The 16,448-nt window shown below is 56.0% G+C and carries 13 protein-coding genes; 9 read left to right on the top strand and 4 right to left on the bottom strand.

Going from position 1 to position 16,448, the window contains the following annotated elements:
- Position 1: 1 nt before the first annotated feature.
- Genes ilvG through ilvA form a run of 5 tightly spaced genes read left to right on the top strand, consistent with a single transcriptional unit; the run spans position 2 to position 6,314 of the window.
- Positions 2–1,648 (top strand): acetolactate synthase 2 catalytic subunit, encoded by a 1,647-nt coding sequence (gene ilvG / locus ACQG22_RS22870; protein WP_013099288.1) that lies wholly within the window; start codon positions 2–4, stop codon positions 1,646–1,648.
- Positions 1,645–1,908 (top strand): acetolactate synthase 2 small subunit, encoded by a 264-nt coding sequence (gene ilvM / locus ACQG22_RS22865; protein ID WP_003860184.1) that lies wholly within the window; start codon positions 1,645–1,647, stop codon positions 1,906–1,908. The genes ilvG and ilvM overlap by 4 nt, the downstream gene beginning before the upstream one ends.
- Before the next feature lie 18 nt (positions 1,909–1,926).
- Positions 1,927–2,856 carry a branched-chain-amino-acid transaminase gene (gene ilvE / locus ACQG22_RS22860; protein ID WP_013099287.1) on the top strand — a complete coding sequence of 310 codons (930 nt, stop codon included), beginning with the start codon at positions 1,927–1,929 and terminating at the stop codon, positions 2,854–2,856.
- Between the two features lie 60 nt (positions 2,857–2,916).
- Complete coding sequence (gene ilvD / locus ACQG22_RS22855; RefSeq protein ID WP_013099286.1) at positions 2,917–4,767, top strand: dihydroxy-acid dehydratase; 1,851 nt, start codon at positions 2,917–2,919, stop codon at positions 4,765–4,767.
- 2 nt (positions 4,768–4,769) lie between these two features.
- Entirely contained in the window at positions 4,770–6,314 is a 1,545-nt protein-coding gene (gene ilvA / locus ACQG22_RS22850; protein WP_014833732.1) for a threonine ammonia-lyase, biosynthetic, read from the top strand.
- Positions 6,315–6,359: 45 nt separating this feature from the next.
- Here the strand turns inward: ilvA and ilvY are convergent, their stop codons facing one another.
- The gene (gene ilvY / locus ACQG22_RS22845) at positions 6,360–7,250 is read right to left on the bottom strand and encodes an HTH-type transcriptional activator IlvY (protein WP_013099284.1); all 891 of its coding nucleotides are present in this window, start codon (positions 7,248–7,250) and stop codon (positions 6,360–6,362) included.
- 152 nt (positions 7,251–7,402) lie between these two features.
- Between ilvY and ilvC the strand changes: the two genes are divergently transcribed.
- Entirely contained in the window at positions 7,403–8,878 is a 1,476-nt protein-coding gene (gene ilvC / locus ACQG22_RS22840) for a ketol-acid reductoisomerase (RefSeq protein ID WP_013099283.1), read from the top strand.
- Positions 8,879–8,963: 85 nt separating this feature from the next.
- On the opposite strand, the gene ppiC is transcribed toward ilvC, so the two are convergent.
- Entirely contained in the window at positions 8,964–9,245 is a 282-nt protein-coding gene (gene ppiC / locus ACQG22_RS22835; RefSeq protein WP_013099282.1) for a peptidylprolyl isomerase PpiC, read from the bottom strand.
- Between the two features lie 85 nt (positions 9,246–9,330).
- On the opposite strand from ppiC, the gene rep reads away from it, so the two are divergent.
- Entirely contained in the window at positions 9,331–11,355 is a 2,025-nt protein-coding gene (rep, locus tag ACQG22_RS22830) for a DNA helicase Rep (protein ID WP_013099281.1), read from the top strand.
- 51 nt (positions 11,356–11,406) lie between these two features.
- Here rep and gppA read toward each other — a convergent pair whose 3' ends face one another.
- Positions 11,407–12,891 carry a guanosine-5'-triphosphate,3'-diphosphate diphosphatase gene (gene gppA / locus ACQG22_RS22825; protein WP_013099280.1) on the bottom strand — a complete coding sequence of 495 codons (1,485 nt, stop codon included), beginning with the start codon at positions 12,889–12,891 and terminating at the stop codon, positions 11,407–11,409.
- Positions 12,892–12,897: 6 nt separating this feature from the next.
- Positions 12,898–14,163: an ATP-dependent RNA helicase RhlB gene (gene rhlB / locus ACQG22_RS22820; RefSeq protein WP_013099279.1), complete on the bottom strand. Its 1,266-nt coding sequence runs from the start codon at positions 14,161–14,163 to the stop codon at positions 12,898–12,900.
- Between the two features lie 144 nt (positions 14,164–14,307).
- Here rhlB and trxA point away from each other — a divergent pair, with 144 nt between their 5' ends.
- Together trxA and rho are read left to right on the top strand one after the other, a co-directional pair.
- Positions 14,308–14,637, top strand: a complete 330-nt coding sequence (trxA, locus tag ACQG22_RS22815) for a thioredoxin TrxA (RefSeq protein ID WP_004386384.1) — start codon at positions 14,308–14,310, stop codon at positions 14,635–14,637.
- Between the two features lie 340 nt (positions 14,638–14,977).
- A complete protein-coding gene (gene rho / locus ACQG22_RS22810; RefSeq protein WP_001054528.1) occupies positions 14,978–16,237 on the top strand; it encodes a transcription termination factor Rho in 1,260 nt (419 codons plus the stop codon).
- Positions 16,238–16,448: the final 211 nt, after the last annotated feature.

Genomic DNA, 16,448 nt, shown 5'->3' with positions numbered 1-16,448 from the left:
TATGAATGGGGCACAGTGGGTAGTACATGCGTTGCGCGCACAGGGAGTCGAAACCGTCTTTGGTTATCCGGGAGGCGCAATTATGCCGATTTACGATGCACTGTATGACGGCGGCGTGGAACACCTCTTGTGCCGACACGAGCAGGGCGCAGCCATGGCGGCCATTGGCTATGCACGTGCCACCGGTAAAACGGGCGTCTGCATGGCAACGTCTGGACCGGGCGCCACAAACCTGATCACCGGTCTGGCTGACGCGCTGCTCGATTCCGTTCCCGTGGTGGCGATCACCGGCCAGGTGGCCTCACCCTTCATCGGTACCGATGCCTTCCAGGAAGTCGATGTGCTCGGCTTGTCGCTGGCCTGCACCAAACACAGCTTCCTCGTGCAGTCCCTCGAAGAACTGCCAGGCGTGATGGCGGAAGCGTTCCGTATTGCCAGCTCTGGCCGTCCTGGCCCGGTTCTGGTGGATATCCCGAAAGATATTCAGGTCGCACTCGGCGAGCTGGAACCGCACTTCTCCACCGTTGAAAGTGACGACGCGTTCCCACATGCGGAAGTCGAAGAGGCGCGTCGGATGCTGGCGCAGGCAGCCCAGCCGATGTTGTACGTCGGCGGCGGCGTTGGCATGGCACAGGCAGTTCCGGCCCTGCGCGAATTTATCGCGGTAACGCAAATGCCTGTCACCTGCACGCTGAAAGGGTTGGGCGCAGTGGATGCTGACTACCCATACTACCTGGGCATGCTGGGGATGCACGGCACCAAAGCGGCAAACCTGGCGGTGCAGGAGTGTGATTTGCTGATTGCCGTCGGTGCCCGTTTTGACGATCGCGTGACCGGCAAGCTGAATACCTTCGCGCCAAACGCCAAAGTTATCCATATGGATATCGACCCGGCGGAAATGAACAAACTGCGTCAGGCGCATGTTGCGCTGCAGGGCGATCTCAACACGTTGCTGCCGGCGTTACAGCAGCCTTTGAATATCGGCGAGTGGCGCCAGCACACGGCTGAAATGCGTGCCGAGCACGCCTGGCGTTACGACCATCCGGGTGAGGCCATCTATGCGCCGCTGTTGTTGAAGCAGTTGTCTGATCGTAAACCGGCAGACAGCGTAGTGACGACCGATGTCGGCCAGCACCAGATGTGGTCTGCGCAGCACATGACCTACACCCGCCCGGAAAACTTCATCACCTCCAGCGGATTAGGCACGATGGGCTTCGGCCTGCCTGCCGCGGTGGGTGCTCAGGTTGCGCGTCCAAACGATACGGTCATTTGTATCTCCGGTGACGGCTCCTTCATGATGAACGTTCAGGAGTTGGGCACCGTTAAGCGTAAACAATTGCCGCTGAAGATCGTGTTGCTCGATAACCAGCGTTTAGGGATGGTGCGCCAGTGGCAGCAGCTGTTCTTCGAGGAGCGCTACAGCGAAACCACCCTGACTGATAACCCCGATTTCCTCACTCTGGCCAGCGCCTTTGGCATTCCTGGACAGCACATCACCCGTAAAGACCAGGTTGAAGCGGCACTCGACACCATGCTGTCAAGCGAAGGGCCTTACCTGCTTCATGTCTCAATCGACGAGCTTGAGAACGTCTGGCCGTTGGTACCGCCAGGTGCCAGTAACTCACAAATGCTGGAGAAATTATCATGATGCAACATCAGGTCGCCGTTCAGGCTCGCTTCAATCCAGAGACATTAGAACGCGTTTTGCGCGTAGTCCGTCATCGTGGCTTTCAGATTTGCTCTATGAATATGGAGACGGCCACTGACGCCCAAAACATCAGTATCGAATTAACCGTTGCCAGCCCGCGCCCGGTCGACTTACTGTTTAGTCAATTATCAAAGCTGGTGGATGTTGCCCATGTTGCCATCTGCCAGAGCACAACCACATCACAACAAATCCGCGCCTGAGCGTGACAGGAAGAGAAAATGACGACAAAAAAAGCTGATTACATTTGGTTCAATGGTGAGATGGTTCGTTGGGAGGATGCGAAGGTCCACGTGATGTCCCATGCGCTGCACTACGGTACGTCTGTGTTTGAAGGCATCCGTTGCTACGACTCTCACAAAGGGCCAGTGGTGTTCCGTCATCGTGAACATATGCAGCGTCTGCATGACTCAGCCAAAATTTATCGTTTCCCGGTTTCTCAGAGCGTTGATGAGCTGATGGAAGCCTGCCGCGAGGTGATTCGTAAGAACAACCTGACCAGCGCCTATATTCGTCCGCTGGTCTTCGTGGGTGACGTGGGCATGGGCGTAAACCCGCCAGCCGGTTACACCACAGACGTGATCATTGCTGCGTTCCCGTGGGGGGCGTACCTGGGTGCAGAAGCGCTGGAGCAAGGGATCGACGCAATGGTCTCGTCCTGGAACCGCGTGGCGCCTAATACCATCCCAACTGCGGCCAAGGCGGGCGGTAACTACCTCTCCTCACTGCTGGTCGGCAGCGAAGCGCGCCGCCACGGCTATCAGGAAGGCATCGCGCTGGATGTGAACGGTTATATCTCTGAAGGCGCAGGTGAAAACCTGTTTGAAGTGAAAGACGGTATCCTGTTCACCCCGCCGTTTACCTCTTCAGCCCTGCCGGGTATTACCCGTGACGCCATCATTAAGCTGGCGAAAGATCTGGGTATCGAAGTGCGTGAACAGGTTCTGTCCCGCGAATCCCTGTATCTGGCCGATGAAGTCTTTATGTCCGGTACGGCGGCTGAGATCACGCCGGTTCGCAGTGTAGACGGTATTCAGGTGGGCGCAGGCCGCTGTGGCCCGGTTACCAAACGTATTCAGCAAGCCTTCTTCGGCCTCTTCACCGGCGAAACAGAAGATAAATACGGCTGGTTGGATCAGGTTAATCAATAAGCATAAATATGGGACGGCACGCACCGTCCCATTTAATAGTCAGACGGGAGTAAATAAAGCATGCCTAAGTATCGTTCCGCCACCACCACCCACGGCCGTAACATGGCGGGTGCCCGCGCACTGTGGCGCGCCACCGGGATGACCGACGCTGATTTCGGTAAACCTATCATCGCCGTGGTGAACTCCTTCACCCAGTTTGTGCCGGGCCATGTGCACCTGCGCGATCTCGGCAAACTGGTTGCTGAGCAAATTGAAGCTGCGGGCGGTGTGGCGAAAGAATTCAACACCATTGCGGTGGATGACGGTATCGCGATGGGGCACGGGGGCATGCTCTATTCACTGCCGTCGCGCGAGCTGATTGCCGACTCGGTGGAATACATGGTTAACGCTCACTGTGCGGATGCCATGGTCTGTATCTCCAACTGCGACAAAATCACCCCGGGGATGCTGATGGCTTCCCTGCGTCTGAACATTCCGGTAATTTTCGTCTCCGGTGGTCCTATGGAAGCGGGCAAGACCAAGCTTTCTGACAAAATCATCAAGCTCGACCTGGTCGATGCGATGATCCAGGGCGCGGATCCAAAAGTGTCTGACGAGCAGAGCAACCAGGTGGAACGCTCCGCGTGCCCAACCTGCGGCTCCTGTTCCGGGATGTTCACCGCCAACTCCATGAACTGTCTGACCGAAGCACTGGGCCTCTCTCAGCCGGGTAACGGTTCGCTTCTGGCGACGCACGCTGACCGTAAAGCGCTGTTCCTCAACGCCGGTAAGCGCATTGTTGAACTGACCAAACGTTACTACGAGCAGGACGATGCCAGCGCGCTGCCGCGTAACATCGCCAGCAAGGCGGCGTTCGAAAATGCCATGACGCTGGATATCGCCATGGGCGGTTCTACTAACACCGTTTTGCACCTGCTGGCTGCGGCGCAGGAAGCGGAAATCGACTTCACCATGAGCGATATCGATAAGCTGTCCCGCAAAGTGCCGCAACTGTGTAAAGTCGCGCCAAGCACCCAGAAATACCACATGGAAGACGTACACCGTGCGGGTGGCGTCATCGGTATTCTTGGCGAGCTGGATCGCGCCGGGCTGCTGAACCGCGATGTGAAGAACGTTCTCGGTCTGACGTTGCCGCAGACGCTGGATAAATATGACGTGATGCTGACTCAGGATGAGGCGGTGAAAAACATGTTCCGCGCGGGTCCGGCCGGTATTCGTACCACGCAGGCCTTCTCTCAGGATTGTCGCTGGGACACCCTGGATGATGACCGCGCCGAAGGCTGCATCCGTTCGCTGGAGCACGCCTACAGTAAAGACGGCGGTCTGGCCGTGCTGTACGGCAACTTTGCGGAAAACGGCTGTATCGTAAAAACCGCGGGCGTGGATGACAGCATCCTCAAATTCACCGGCCCGGCCAAAGTGTACGAAAGCCAGGACGAGGCGGTAGACGCCATCCTGGGCGGCAAAGTTGTGGAAGGCGACGTGGTAGTCATCCGTTACGAAGGGCCGAAAGGCGGTCCAGGCATGCAGGAGATGCTCTACCCAACCACCTTCCTGAAATCGATGGGCCTTGGTAAAGCCTGTGCGTTGATCACCGACGGACGTTTCTCGGGCGGTACGTCCGGTCTCTCCATCGGCCACGTATCACCGGAAGCAGCGAGTGGCGGCAACATTGCGATCATCGAAGACGGTGACCTGATTGAAATCGACATTCCGAATCGCGGGATCCAGCTCAAGCTGAGCGATCAGGAGATCGCGGCTCGTCGTGAAGCACAGGAAGCGCGCGGCGATAAAGCCTGGACGCCAAAGGACCGCCAGCGTGAAGTCTCCTTCGCCCTGCGCGCTTACGCGAGCCTTGCGACCAGTGCAGACAAAGGCGCGGTACGCGATAAATCGAAACTTGGGGGCTAATGATGGCCGAGTCACAACCCTTATCCGCCGCCCCTGAGGGGGCGGAATATCTCCGGGCAGTGCTACGCGCGCCGGTCTATGAAGCGGTGCAGGTCACCCCGCTGCAGAAAATGGAAAAACTCTCTTCGCGCCTCGACAACGTGATTCTGGTGAAGCGCGAAGATCGTCAGCCGGTGCACAGCTTCAAGCTGCGCGGGGCCTACGCGATGATGGCCGGGTTGACCGACGAGCAAAAAGCACGCGGCGTGATTACCGCGTCGGCGGGCAACCACGCGCAGGGTGTGGCGTTCTCGTCTGCCCGTTTGGGGTTGAAAGCGCTGATCGTGATGCCGGTTGCCACGGCGGATATCAAAGTGGATGCGGTGCGTGGCTTCGGCGGCGAAGTGCTGCTCCACGGCGCTAACTTTGACGAAGCAAAAGCCAAAGCGATCGAGCTGGCGCAGCAGCAGGGCTTTACCTGGGTACCGCCGTTCGACCATCCGATGGTGATTGCAGGACAAGGTACCCTGGCGCTGGAACTGCTGCAGCAGGATGCCCATCTTGACCGCGTTTTTGTTCCGGTGGGCGGCGGTGGCTTAGCCGCAGGCGTGGCGGTGCTGATCAAACAGCTGATGCCGCAGATCAAAGTGATTGCCGTGGAAGCGGAAGATTCAGCCTGCCTGAAGGCCGCGCTGGATGCGGGTCATCCGGTCGATCTTCCGCGCGTTGGGCTATTTGCCGAAGGCGTGGCGGTGAAACGTATTGGCGACGAAACCTTCCGTCTGTGCCAGGAGTATCTTGACGACATCGTCACCGTCGACAGCGATGCGATCTGTGCGGCGATGAAAGATCTCTTCGAGGATGTGCGTGCGGTGGCGGAACCGTCCGGTGCGCTGGCATTGGCTGGAATGAAAAAATACATTGCCCAGCACAACATTCGCGGCGAGCGCCTGGCGCACGTGCTCTCGGGTGCTAACGTCAACTTCCACGGTCTGCGTTACGTTTCTGAACGCTGCGAGCTGGGTGAGCAGCGTGAGGCCCTGCTGGCGGTGACCATTCCGGAAGAGAAGGGCAGCTTCCTGAAGTTCTGTCAGCTGCTTGGCGGCCGTTCGGTAACGGAGTTCAACTACCGTTTTGCCGATGCGAAAGACGCCTGTATTTTTGTCGGCGTGCGTTTAAGCCGCGGTCTGGAAGAGCGCAAAGAGATCCTCAACCTGCTGCACGAAGGCGGCTACAGCGTGGTCGATCTCTCTGACGATGAGATGGCGAAGCTGCACGTACGTTATATGGTCGGCGGTCGTCCGTCTAAGCCGCTTAAGGAACGTCTCTACAGCTTTGAGTTCCCGGAATCCCCGGGCGCGTTGCTGAAGTTCCTGCATACGCTGGGCACGCACTGGAACATCTCCCTGTTCCACTACCGCAGCCACGGCACCGACTATGGCCGCGTGCTGGCCGCGTTTGAACTGGCCGAGCACGAGCCGGATTTCGAAACGCGTCTGAATGAGCTGGGCTATGAGTGCCATGATGAAACCCACAACCCGGCGTTCCGCTTCTTCCTCGCGGGCTAAGGGGAGGTCTGCGTATAGGTCGGGTAAGCGTAGCGCCACCCGACTTTAATGGTTCGGCAATATCTTCCAGAACGCATCAATAAGCGGCTCATGCAGCCGCTTTTTTTGTGCACACACGCCAAGCTCAAACGGCGTCTTCTCGTCGCTGCGCTCCAGAATCATCACGCGATTGCGCACCGGTTCCGGGCTGTTTTCCAGCACCACTTCCGGCAGCAGCGCCACGCCGCAGCCAAGCGCCACCATCGAGACCATCGCCTCGTGTCCACCCACCGTCGCGTAAATCGACGGATTACTGATTTTCTGACGACGGAACCAGAGTTCGATACGGCGTCGCACCGGACCCTGATCGGCCATGATAAACGGCACCGATGACCAGTCCGGCTTTTCCACCGACACCTGATTACGCACCGGGCAGGGTAGCGCCGGGGCGATCAGCACCACCGCCAGATTCTCCAGCATGGAGAACGCCACCGCGCCCGGCAGGGTTTCGGGCTTCCCGGCAATGGCCAGATCGGCTTCGCCTGTGACGACTTTTTCCATGGCATCGGCGGCATCGCCGGTGGTGAGCTTAATTTCAACCGAGGGATGCTCCGCGCGGAAGCGGTCAAGGATAGGGGGAAGATGGCTATAGGCGGCCGTTACGGAACAGAAAATATGTAGCTCGCCGGATAAAGACGGCCCTTTCTGATCGATGGCGTGTCGTAGCTGCTGATACTGCAGCAACGTCTGCTGAGCAAAGACCCGCAGCTCTTCGCCCGCTTCCGTGAGTGTAACGGTGCGATTATCCCGCACAAACAGCGGCTGGCCGAGGTCCTCTTCAAGGCGCTGGATCTGGCGCGAAAGCGTGGACGGGCTGACGTGCATGGCCCGGGCGCTACGGCCAAAATGGCGGCTTTCCGCCAGATGCAGGAACATTTTCAGATCGCGTAAATCCACGGATTCCACTCCCCCTTTTTACATTGCAGATATTGCAACGTGACGTTGTGAATATATCAATTTCCGCAATAAATTTCCTGTTGTAATGTGGGTACATTCTCGCTGAAACGCGAACCGAACAATAAGACACACAACATCACGAGGTATCACCCATGGCTAACTACTTTAATACACTGAACTTGCGCCAGCAGCTGGCGCAGCTGGGCAAATGCCGCTTCATGGCGCGCGATGAATTTGCTGATGGCGCGAGCTACCTTCAGGGTAAAAAAGTGGTCATCGTCGGCTGTGGCGCGCAGGGTTTGAACCAGGGCCTGAACATGCGTGACTCCGGGCTGGATATCTCTTACGCCCTGCGCAAAGAAGCAATTGCTGAAAAACGCGCTTCCTGGCGTAAAGCGACCGAAAACGGCTTCAAAGTGGGTACCTACGAAGAGCTGATCCCGCAGGCGGATCTGGTTGTTAACCTGACGCCAGACAAACAGCACTCTGATGTTGTGCGCTCCGTTCAGCCGCTGATGAAAGACGGCGCGGCGCTGGGTTACTCTCACGGCTTCAACATCGTTGAAGTGGGCGAGCAGATCCGTAAAGACATCACCGTAGTGATGGTGGCTCCGAAGTGTCCGGGTACAGAAGTCCGTGAAGAGTACAAGCGTGGCTTCGGCGTGCCGACGCTGATCGCGGTTCACCCGGAAAACGATCCGAAAGGCGAAGGGATGGCGATCGCTAAAGCATGGGCAGCGGCTACCGGTGGCCACCGTGCGGGCGTTCTGGAATCTTCCTTCGTGGCTGAAGTGAAATCTGACCTGATGGGCGAGCAGACCATTCTGTGCGGCATGCTGCAGGCCGGTTCACTGCTGTGCTTCGATAAGCTGGTGGAAGAGGGTACCGACCCGGCATACGCAGAAAAACTGATTCAGTTCGGCTGGGAAACCATCACCGAAGCGCTGAAGCAGGGCGGTATCACGCTGATGATGGATCGTCTGTCCAACCCGGCGAAACTGCGTGCTTTCGCGCTGTCCGAACAACTGAAAACCATTATGGCGCCGCTGTTCCAGAAACATATGGACGACATCATCTCCGGCGAGTTCTCTTCCGGCATGATGGCTGACTGGGCGAATGATGATAAGAAACTGCTGACCTGGCGTGAAGAGACCGGTAAGACCGCGTTCGAAACTGCGCCACAGTATGAAGGTAAAATCGGCGAGCAAGAGTACTTCGACAAAGGCGTACTGATGATCGCGATGGTGAAAGCAGGTGTTGAGCTGGCGTTCGAAACCATGGTGGATTCCGGCATCATCGAAGAGTCTGCGTACTACGAATCACTGCACGAGCTGCCGCTGATCGCGAACACCATCGCCCGTAAGCGTCTGTACGAAATGAACGTGGTTATCTCCGATACCGCTGAGTACGGCAACTACCTGTTCTCTTATGCATGCGTACCGCTGCTGAAAGAGTTCATGACCACCCTGCAACCGGGCGATCTGGGCAAAGCCATTGCGGAAGGTGCGGTAGACAACGCGCAACTGCGCGATGTGAACGAAGCGATTCGCAGCCACCAGATCGAGAAAGTAGGTCACAAACTGCGTGGCTACATGACCGATATGAAACGTATCGCGGTAGCGGGTTAACAACCTTGTCGGGTGACGCTTCGCTTACCCGACCTACAAAACGCTAAGACGTAGGCCGGGTAAGGCGCAGCCGCCACCCGGCTTTTTATTTGCGATAGAGGACCTTGATCACGTGATAGCCGAACTGCGTATGCAGTGGGCCAGTCGGCTCCAGTACCGGGCAGGAGAAGACCACTTTGTCGAACGCCGGAACCATCTGACCCTGACGGAATTCACCTAAGTCACCGCCGCGTTTGCCTGACGGGCAAATGGAGTGCTTCTTCGCCAGCTTGCCGAAGTCGGCGCCGTTTTTGAGCTGCTCCAGAAGATCCAGAGCCAGTTTCTCTTCTTTAACAAGGATATGCAGTGCTGCTGCTGTTTTTGCCATGATCGTGCCTTGAGTGGTATGGATTAGGCTCGCTATACTACCACGCTGTTATTCTCCCCTCCTGACTTTCATTGAGTGATCATTTATGCGTTTAAACCCCGGACAACAACAAGCTGTCGAATTTGTCACCGGACCGTGTCTGGTGCTGGCGGGGGCTGGCTCCGGCAAAACGCGTGTGATCACGAACAAAATCGCCCACCTGATCCGCGGCTGCGGCTATCAGGCCCGGCATATCGCTGCGGTGACCTTTACCAACAAAGCGGCGCGCGAAATGAAAGAGCGTGTCGGCCAGACGCTGGGGCGTAAAGAGGCGCGAGGCCTGATGATCTCCACGTTCCACACGCTGGGGCTGGATATCATCAAACGTGAATACGCGGCGCTGGGGATGAAGTCTAACTTCTCGCTCTTCGACGACACCGATCAGGTGGCATTGCTTAAAGAGCTTACCGAGGGGCTGATCGAAGATGACAAAGTGCTGTTGCAGCAGCTGATCTCGACGATCTCCAACTGGAAAAACGATCTGATGACCCCCGCTCAGGCGGCGGCAAGCGCCAAAGGTGAGCGGGATCGGATCTTCGCTCACTGCTACGGTCTGTACGATGCACATATGAAAGCGTGTAACGTGCTGGATTTTGACGATCTGATCCTACTGCCCACGCTGCTGTTGCAGCGTAATGAAGAGGTGCGTGAACGCTGGCAGAACAAAATCCGCTATCTGCTGGTGGATGAATACCAGGACACCAACACCAGCCAGTATGAGCTGGTGAAGCTGCTGGTGGGACAGCGCGCGCGTTTCACCGTGGTAGGCGATGATGACCAGTCTATCTACTCCTGGCGCGGTGCGCGCCCACAAAACCTGGTGCTGCTGAGCAAAGATTTTCCGGCGCTGCAGGTGATCAAGCTGGAACAGAACTACCGCTCATCCGGGCGCATCCTGAAAGCGGCAAATATCCTGATTGCCAATAACCCGCACGTCTTCGAAAAACGCCTTTTCTCGGAACTTGGCTATGGCACGGAGCTCAAAGTACTCAGTGCTAATAATGAAGAGCATGAAGCGGAGCGCGTGACGGGCGAGCTAATTGCGCACCACTTCGTCAATAAAACGGAATATAAAGATTACGCGATCCTCTATCGCGGCAACCACCAGTCGCGCGTCTTTGAAAAGATGCTGATGCAGAACCGCATCCCGTACAAAATTTCCGGCGGAACCTCCTTCTTCTCGCGCCCTGAAATCAAAGATCTGCTGGCCTATCTGCGTGTGCTCACCAACCCGGATGACGACAGCGCCTTTCTGCGTATCGTGAACACGCCGAAACGTGAAATCGGCCCGGCGACGCTGCAAAAGCTCGGTGAATGGGCGATGACGCGCAACAAAAGCCTGTTCACCGCCAGCTTCGATATGGGGCTGAGCCAGACGTTAACCGGGCGCGGTTATGATTCCTTAACCCGCTTTACCCACTGGCTTGGCGAAGTCCAGCGTCTGGCGGAGCGCGAACCGGTTGCCGCCGTTCGCGATCTGATCCACGGCATCGACTACGAGTCCTGGCTGTATGAAACCTCTGCCAGCCCGAAGGCGGCAGAGATGCGCATGAAAAACGTTAACCAGCTATTCAGCTGGATGACGGAAATGCTGGAAGGCTCAGAAATCGACGAGCCGATGACCCTGACCCAGGTCGTTACCCGCTTTACGCTACGCGACATGATGGAGCGCGGTGAGAGCGAAGAGGAAGCCGATCAGGTTCAGCTGATGACGCTGCATGCGTCTAAAGGGCTGGAGTTTCCGTATGTTTACCTGGTCGGCATGGAAGAGGGCTTACTGCCGCACCAGAGCAGCATTGATGAAGATAACGTCGATGAAGAGCGTCGTCTGGCCTACGTGGGCATTACCCGCGCACAGAAAGAACTAACGTTCACGCTGTGTAAAGAGCGCCGTCAGTATGGCGAGCTGGTTCGCCCTGAGCCGAGCCGTTTCCTGCTGGAGTTGCCGCAGGATGACCTGATCTGGGAGCAGGAGCGCAAGGTGATTACCGCTGAAGAACGAATGCACAAAGGTCAGGCTAACGTCGCCAACATTCGCGCCATGCTGGCTAAAGCCAAAGAGAAGGGATAAGAATTTGCAGGCCGGGTCAGGCGAAGCCGCCGCCCGGCAATGCACAGCGTGTTACTTCACTTCAAGCGCCCAGTGGACATAGCTCTGCCACTGGCACTCCTGCTCAATCATCTCTGCCCCAAGCGGGTGATTATCAATCCAGTTTTCCGGCAGCGTCAGAGACAGTCTTTCGTCATCCGCCACCAGATGAATATTGGGCAGCAAATCATCGCGACGTCGGCTGGCAAACAGAATTGCCAGACGCAGCAGGCGGCACAGATGCTCGGCCACGCGCGGCGGCACGGCGTTTTGCTGATGTAACGAGGAGAGGTCAACGGCGTTGGTTTGGTTCAGCAGTAACGTTGCCAGCAGTTTCTTTTGTGCCGGCGTGTAGCCCGGCAGATCGAGATTACGCACCAGCCAGGCTGCGTGCAGCGGCGCCTGCTTATACTCGACGCTCAGCCCAATTTCATGCAGCGCGCAGGCACTTAGCAGCAGATCGCGGCTCAACGGGTCAATATCCCAGCTATTTTTTACCTGATCGGCAAACAGTGATGCCAGCTGACCTACCCGTTGCGCTTGATCGGTATCGACAATAAAGCGACGCTGTACGTTACGCAGGGTTCGGGTGCGGATGTCCTGATCAACCGAAAGATGCAGCATTCCGTAGACCAGCCCTTCACGCAGCGCACCACCGGCCAGCGTCATACACTGGATGTTCAGCTCGGTAAAAATGGCGATCAAAATGGCCAGGCCGCTCGGGAAGACCAGCGCGCGTTCCAGCGTCAGGCCTTCTATTTCCAGCTCTTCCAGGCGACCACATTGAATCGCGCGCTGTTTTAACTGCTGGAGCTTGGTAAGCGTGATCCGCTCGTCCATCCCCTGGGCCATCATGATTTCCTGCAACGCCTGCACGGTACCTGACGCACCCACGCAGACTTTCCAGCCGTGATAGCGCAGTTCGTCCATCACCGGACGTAACACCTCGCGGGCGGCATTTTCCGCTTCGTCGAAGTTTTCTTTACCCAGATTTCGATCGGCAAAGTAGCGCTCAAGCCAGGTCACACAGCCCATCGACAGGCTGAACAGCGAAGTCGCCTGCGCGCCCGTGCCGGTGACGAGCTCGGTGCTGGCACCCCCGATATCGACGACCAGACGGCGATCGTCGCCGCCCGTCGTGTGCGCAACACCCTGATAGATCAGACGTGCTTCTTCTTCACCGCTGATAACCTGAACCGGGCACCCGAGAATTTCCTGCGCTTTGGCAATAAAATCCACGGCGTTTACTGCCAGGCGTAGCGTCGCGGTGGCGACAACGGTAATTTGCGAATGGGGGATATCCTGCAGGCGTTCGGCAAAGAGACGCAGACACTGCCAGCCACGTTCCATGGCTTCGGGAGAGAGATAATTATCGCTGCTCAGGCCCGCCGCGAGGCGGACCTTGCGCTTAATGCGCGTCAGCGTTTGTATGCTTCCCGCCACCTCGCGCACAACCAGCATATGAAAACTATTCGAACCGAGATCAATTGCCGCATAAAGCGAGGTGGAGCTGAGCATATTTTCTTAACCTGAACGACGACGATTACGCGGTGCGCCAGAACGACGCGGGCCATTGCCGGAGCGGGCGCGGGTAAGGCGCTTAGGCGGCGGCAGTTCGCTTAACAGCGCATCCGGATTGTATTTACTCTGTGGAATAGAGTGACCAATGTAGGCCTCAATCGCCGGGAGATTCAGCGCATATTCTTCACACGCAAGGCTAATGGAGTGACCGCTTGCGCCTGCACGACCGGTACGACCAATGCGGTGTACGTAGTCTTCGCAGTCATCCGGCAGGTCATAGTTGAAGACGTGCGTGACGGCGGGTATATGCAGACCACGCGCGGCCACGTCGGTTGCGACCAGAATATCGAGATCGCCACGGGTAAATTCGTCGAGAATACGCAGGCGTTTTTTCTGTGCCACATCGCCGGTCAGCAGACCCACACGGTGACCATCCGCAGCCAGATGGCCCCAAATATCTTCACAGCGGTGTTTGGTGTTCGCGAAGATAATGGCGCGATCTGGCCACTCTTCTTCGATCAGCGTTTGCAGCAGGCGCATTTTCTCTTCATTGGAAGGATAGAAGAGCTCTTCTTTAATGCGGTGACCTGTTTTCTGCTCCGGCTCCACTTCCACATATTCGGCGTTGTTCATCTGCTCGAACGCCAGCTCGCGTACGCGATAAGAAAGGGTAGCGGAGAACAGCATGTTCAGACGCTGGTTCGCTGGGGGCATGCGACGGAACAGCCAGCGGATGTCTTTGATAAAGCCCAGATCGTACATGCGGTCGGCTTCATCCAGCACCACAACCTGGATTGCGCCGAGGTTAATGTGATTCTGTTTTGCATAATCGATAAGACGGCCAGTGGTACCGATCAGGATATCCACGCCGCTTTCCAGCACTTTCAGCTGCTTATCGTAGCCATCGCCGCCGTAAGCCAGGCCAATCTTCAGGCCGGTCGCCTGCGTCAGAGGTTCAGCGTCTGCGTGGATCTGTACCGCCAGTTCTCGCGTCGGAGCCATGATAAGCGCGCGCGGCTGGTTAACTTTGCGGTCTGCAATCGCTGGATGAGAAAGTAAATAGTGAAACGTTGACGTTAAAAACGCCATCGTTTTGCCAGTACCGGTTTGCGCCTGCCCTGCTACGTCACGACCGGCCAGCGTCAGCGGCAGGGCGAGAGCCTGAATGGGCGTGCAGTTATGAAACCCTTTATTTTCAAGGGCTTCAATCACTTTTGGGTGCAGGGCGAAGTCGGAAAACTTCTGTTCTGTTAAATGTGTTTTGCTCATAGTGTGGTAGAATATCAGCTTACTATTGCTTTACGAAAGCGTATCCGGTGAAATAAAGTCAACCTTTAGTTGGTTAATGCGACATCAACACGTCGTTGATGAAGGCGAAACCAACGCACCAGGCTTATTCCTGTGGAGTTATATATGAGCGATAAAATTATTCACCTGACTGACGACAGTTTTGACACGGACGTACTTAAGGCTGACGGGCTGACCCTCGTCGATTTCTGGGCTGAATGGTGTGGTCCTTGCAAAATGATCGCCCCGATTCTGGATGAGATCGCTGACGAATATCAGGGCAAACTGACCGTTGCCAAGCTGAACATCGACCAGAACCCGGGTACCGCGCCAAAATACGGCATCCGTGGCATCCCGACCCTGCTGCTGTTTAAAAACGGCGAAGTGGCGGCGACCAAAGTGGGCGCACTGTCCAAAGGTCAACTGAAAGAGTTCCTCGACGCTAACCTGGCGTAAGGTTTCTCCGCTGCGCGTCCAGAGGCCAAAATGATGTGCAACTCTGGACGCCCGGCTTAAGTCGTGCTAAGTTAGCTATGACTTCGTTTTAAACATATCTTGTTGTTTGAATCTTGTTTTACCCGAAACTTCCCGTTGTTAACATAAACAGTGCGTGAAGTGGCTAGATTCCGGGCTTGTCACTCAATCCGTCTTGTCGTTTCAGATCTGCGTTCTTTCCCTGTGACCAGACAGCGAACAGACATGAGTTGATGGCCGCTAAACAGGCATGGATGACCCTGCCATACCATTCACAACATTAAGTTCGAGAATCACCCCGAGTTTAAGAACCCACACCATTATGAATCTTACCGAATTAAAGAATACGCCGGTTTCTGAGCTGATCACTCTCGGCGAAAATATGGGACTGGAAAACCAGGCTCGTATGCGCAAGCAGGACATCATTTTCGCCATCCTGAAGCAGCACGCTAAGAGTGGCGAAGATATCTTTGGCGACGGTGTGCTGGAGATATTGCAAGACGGATTTGGTTTCCTCCGCTCTGCAGACAGCTCCTACCTCGCCGGCCCTGACGACATCTACGTATCCCCCAGCCAAATCCGCCGTTTCAACCTCCGCACTGGTGACACCATTTCAGGTAAGATTCGTCCTCCAAAAGAGGGTGAACGCTACTTTGCGCTGTTGAAAGTTAACGAAGTTAACTACGACAAACCGGAAAACTCGCGTAATAAGATCCTCTTCGAGAACTTAACGCCGCTGCATGCGAACTCTCGTCTGCGTATGGAGCGTGGTAACGGTTCTACCGAAGACTTAACCGCGCGCGTGCTGGATCTGGCTTCGCCAATTGGTCGTGGTCAACGTGGTCTGATTGTGGCACCGCCAAAAGCGGGTAAAACCATGCTGCTGCAGAACATCGCGCAGAGCATTGCCTACAACCACCCTGACTGTGTGCTGATGGTACTGCTGATTGACGAACGTCCGGAAGAAGTGACCGAGATGCAGCGTCTGGTGAAAGGTGAAGTAGTGGCGTCGACCTTTGACGAGCCAGCATCCCGTCACGTTCAGGTTGCGGAAATGGTTATTGAGAAGGCGAAACGCCTGGTTGAGCACAAGAAAGACGTTATCATTCTGCTCGACTCTATCACCCGTCTGGCGCGTGCCTACAACACCGTGGTTCCGGCTTCCGGTAAAGTACTGACCGGTGGTGTGGATGCCAACGCCCTGCATCGTCCGAAGCGCTTCTTCGGTGCTGCACGTAATGTGGAAGAGGGCGGTAGCCTGACCATCATCGCGACGGCGCTGATCGATACTGGCTCCAAAATGGACGAAGTGATCTACGAAGAGTTTAAAGGGACAGGTAACATGGAACTGCACCTCTCTCGTAAGATTGCAGAAAAACGTGTCTTCCCGGCTATCGACTACAACCGTTCCGGTACCCGTAAGGAAGAGCTGCTCACCACTCAGGAAGAGCTGCAGAAAATGTGGATCCTGCGCAAAATTATCCACCCAATGGGTGAAATCGACGCAATGGAATTCCTCATTAACAAACTGGCGATGACCAAAACCAACGACGATTTCTTCGACATGATGAAGCGCTCGTAACGCAAATAAAGCCAGTGAACGCCACGTTTTTACGTGGCGTTTTTCTTTTATGGACTATACGCTATTACCACACACTCCCAATTTTGACCGGTCGGTGCGACAATAGGACCGTTTGTACAGTCAAAGAAATAATTGATTGAAATATATACAAAGGGAGTTGTAATAAGCCACCTTTAATACTTCTGAGGCGGAGGCTTCATGGTTATACTTC

Source organism: Enterobacter cloacae complex sp. 309I3 (genome assembly GCF_050031595.1).
GTDB classification, from domain to species: Bacteria; Pseudomonadota; Gammaproteobacteria; order Enterobacterales; family Enterobacteriaceae; genus Enterobacter; species Enterobacter cloacae.
The sequence above is the reverse complement of the archived record's forward strand: the minus strand, read 5'-3'. Positions and strand labels throughout refer to the sequence as shown.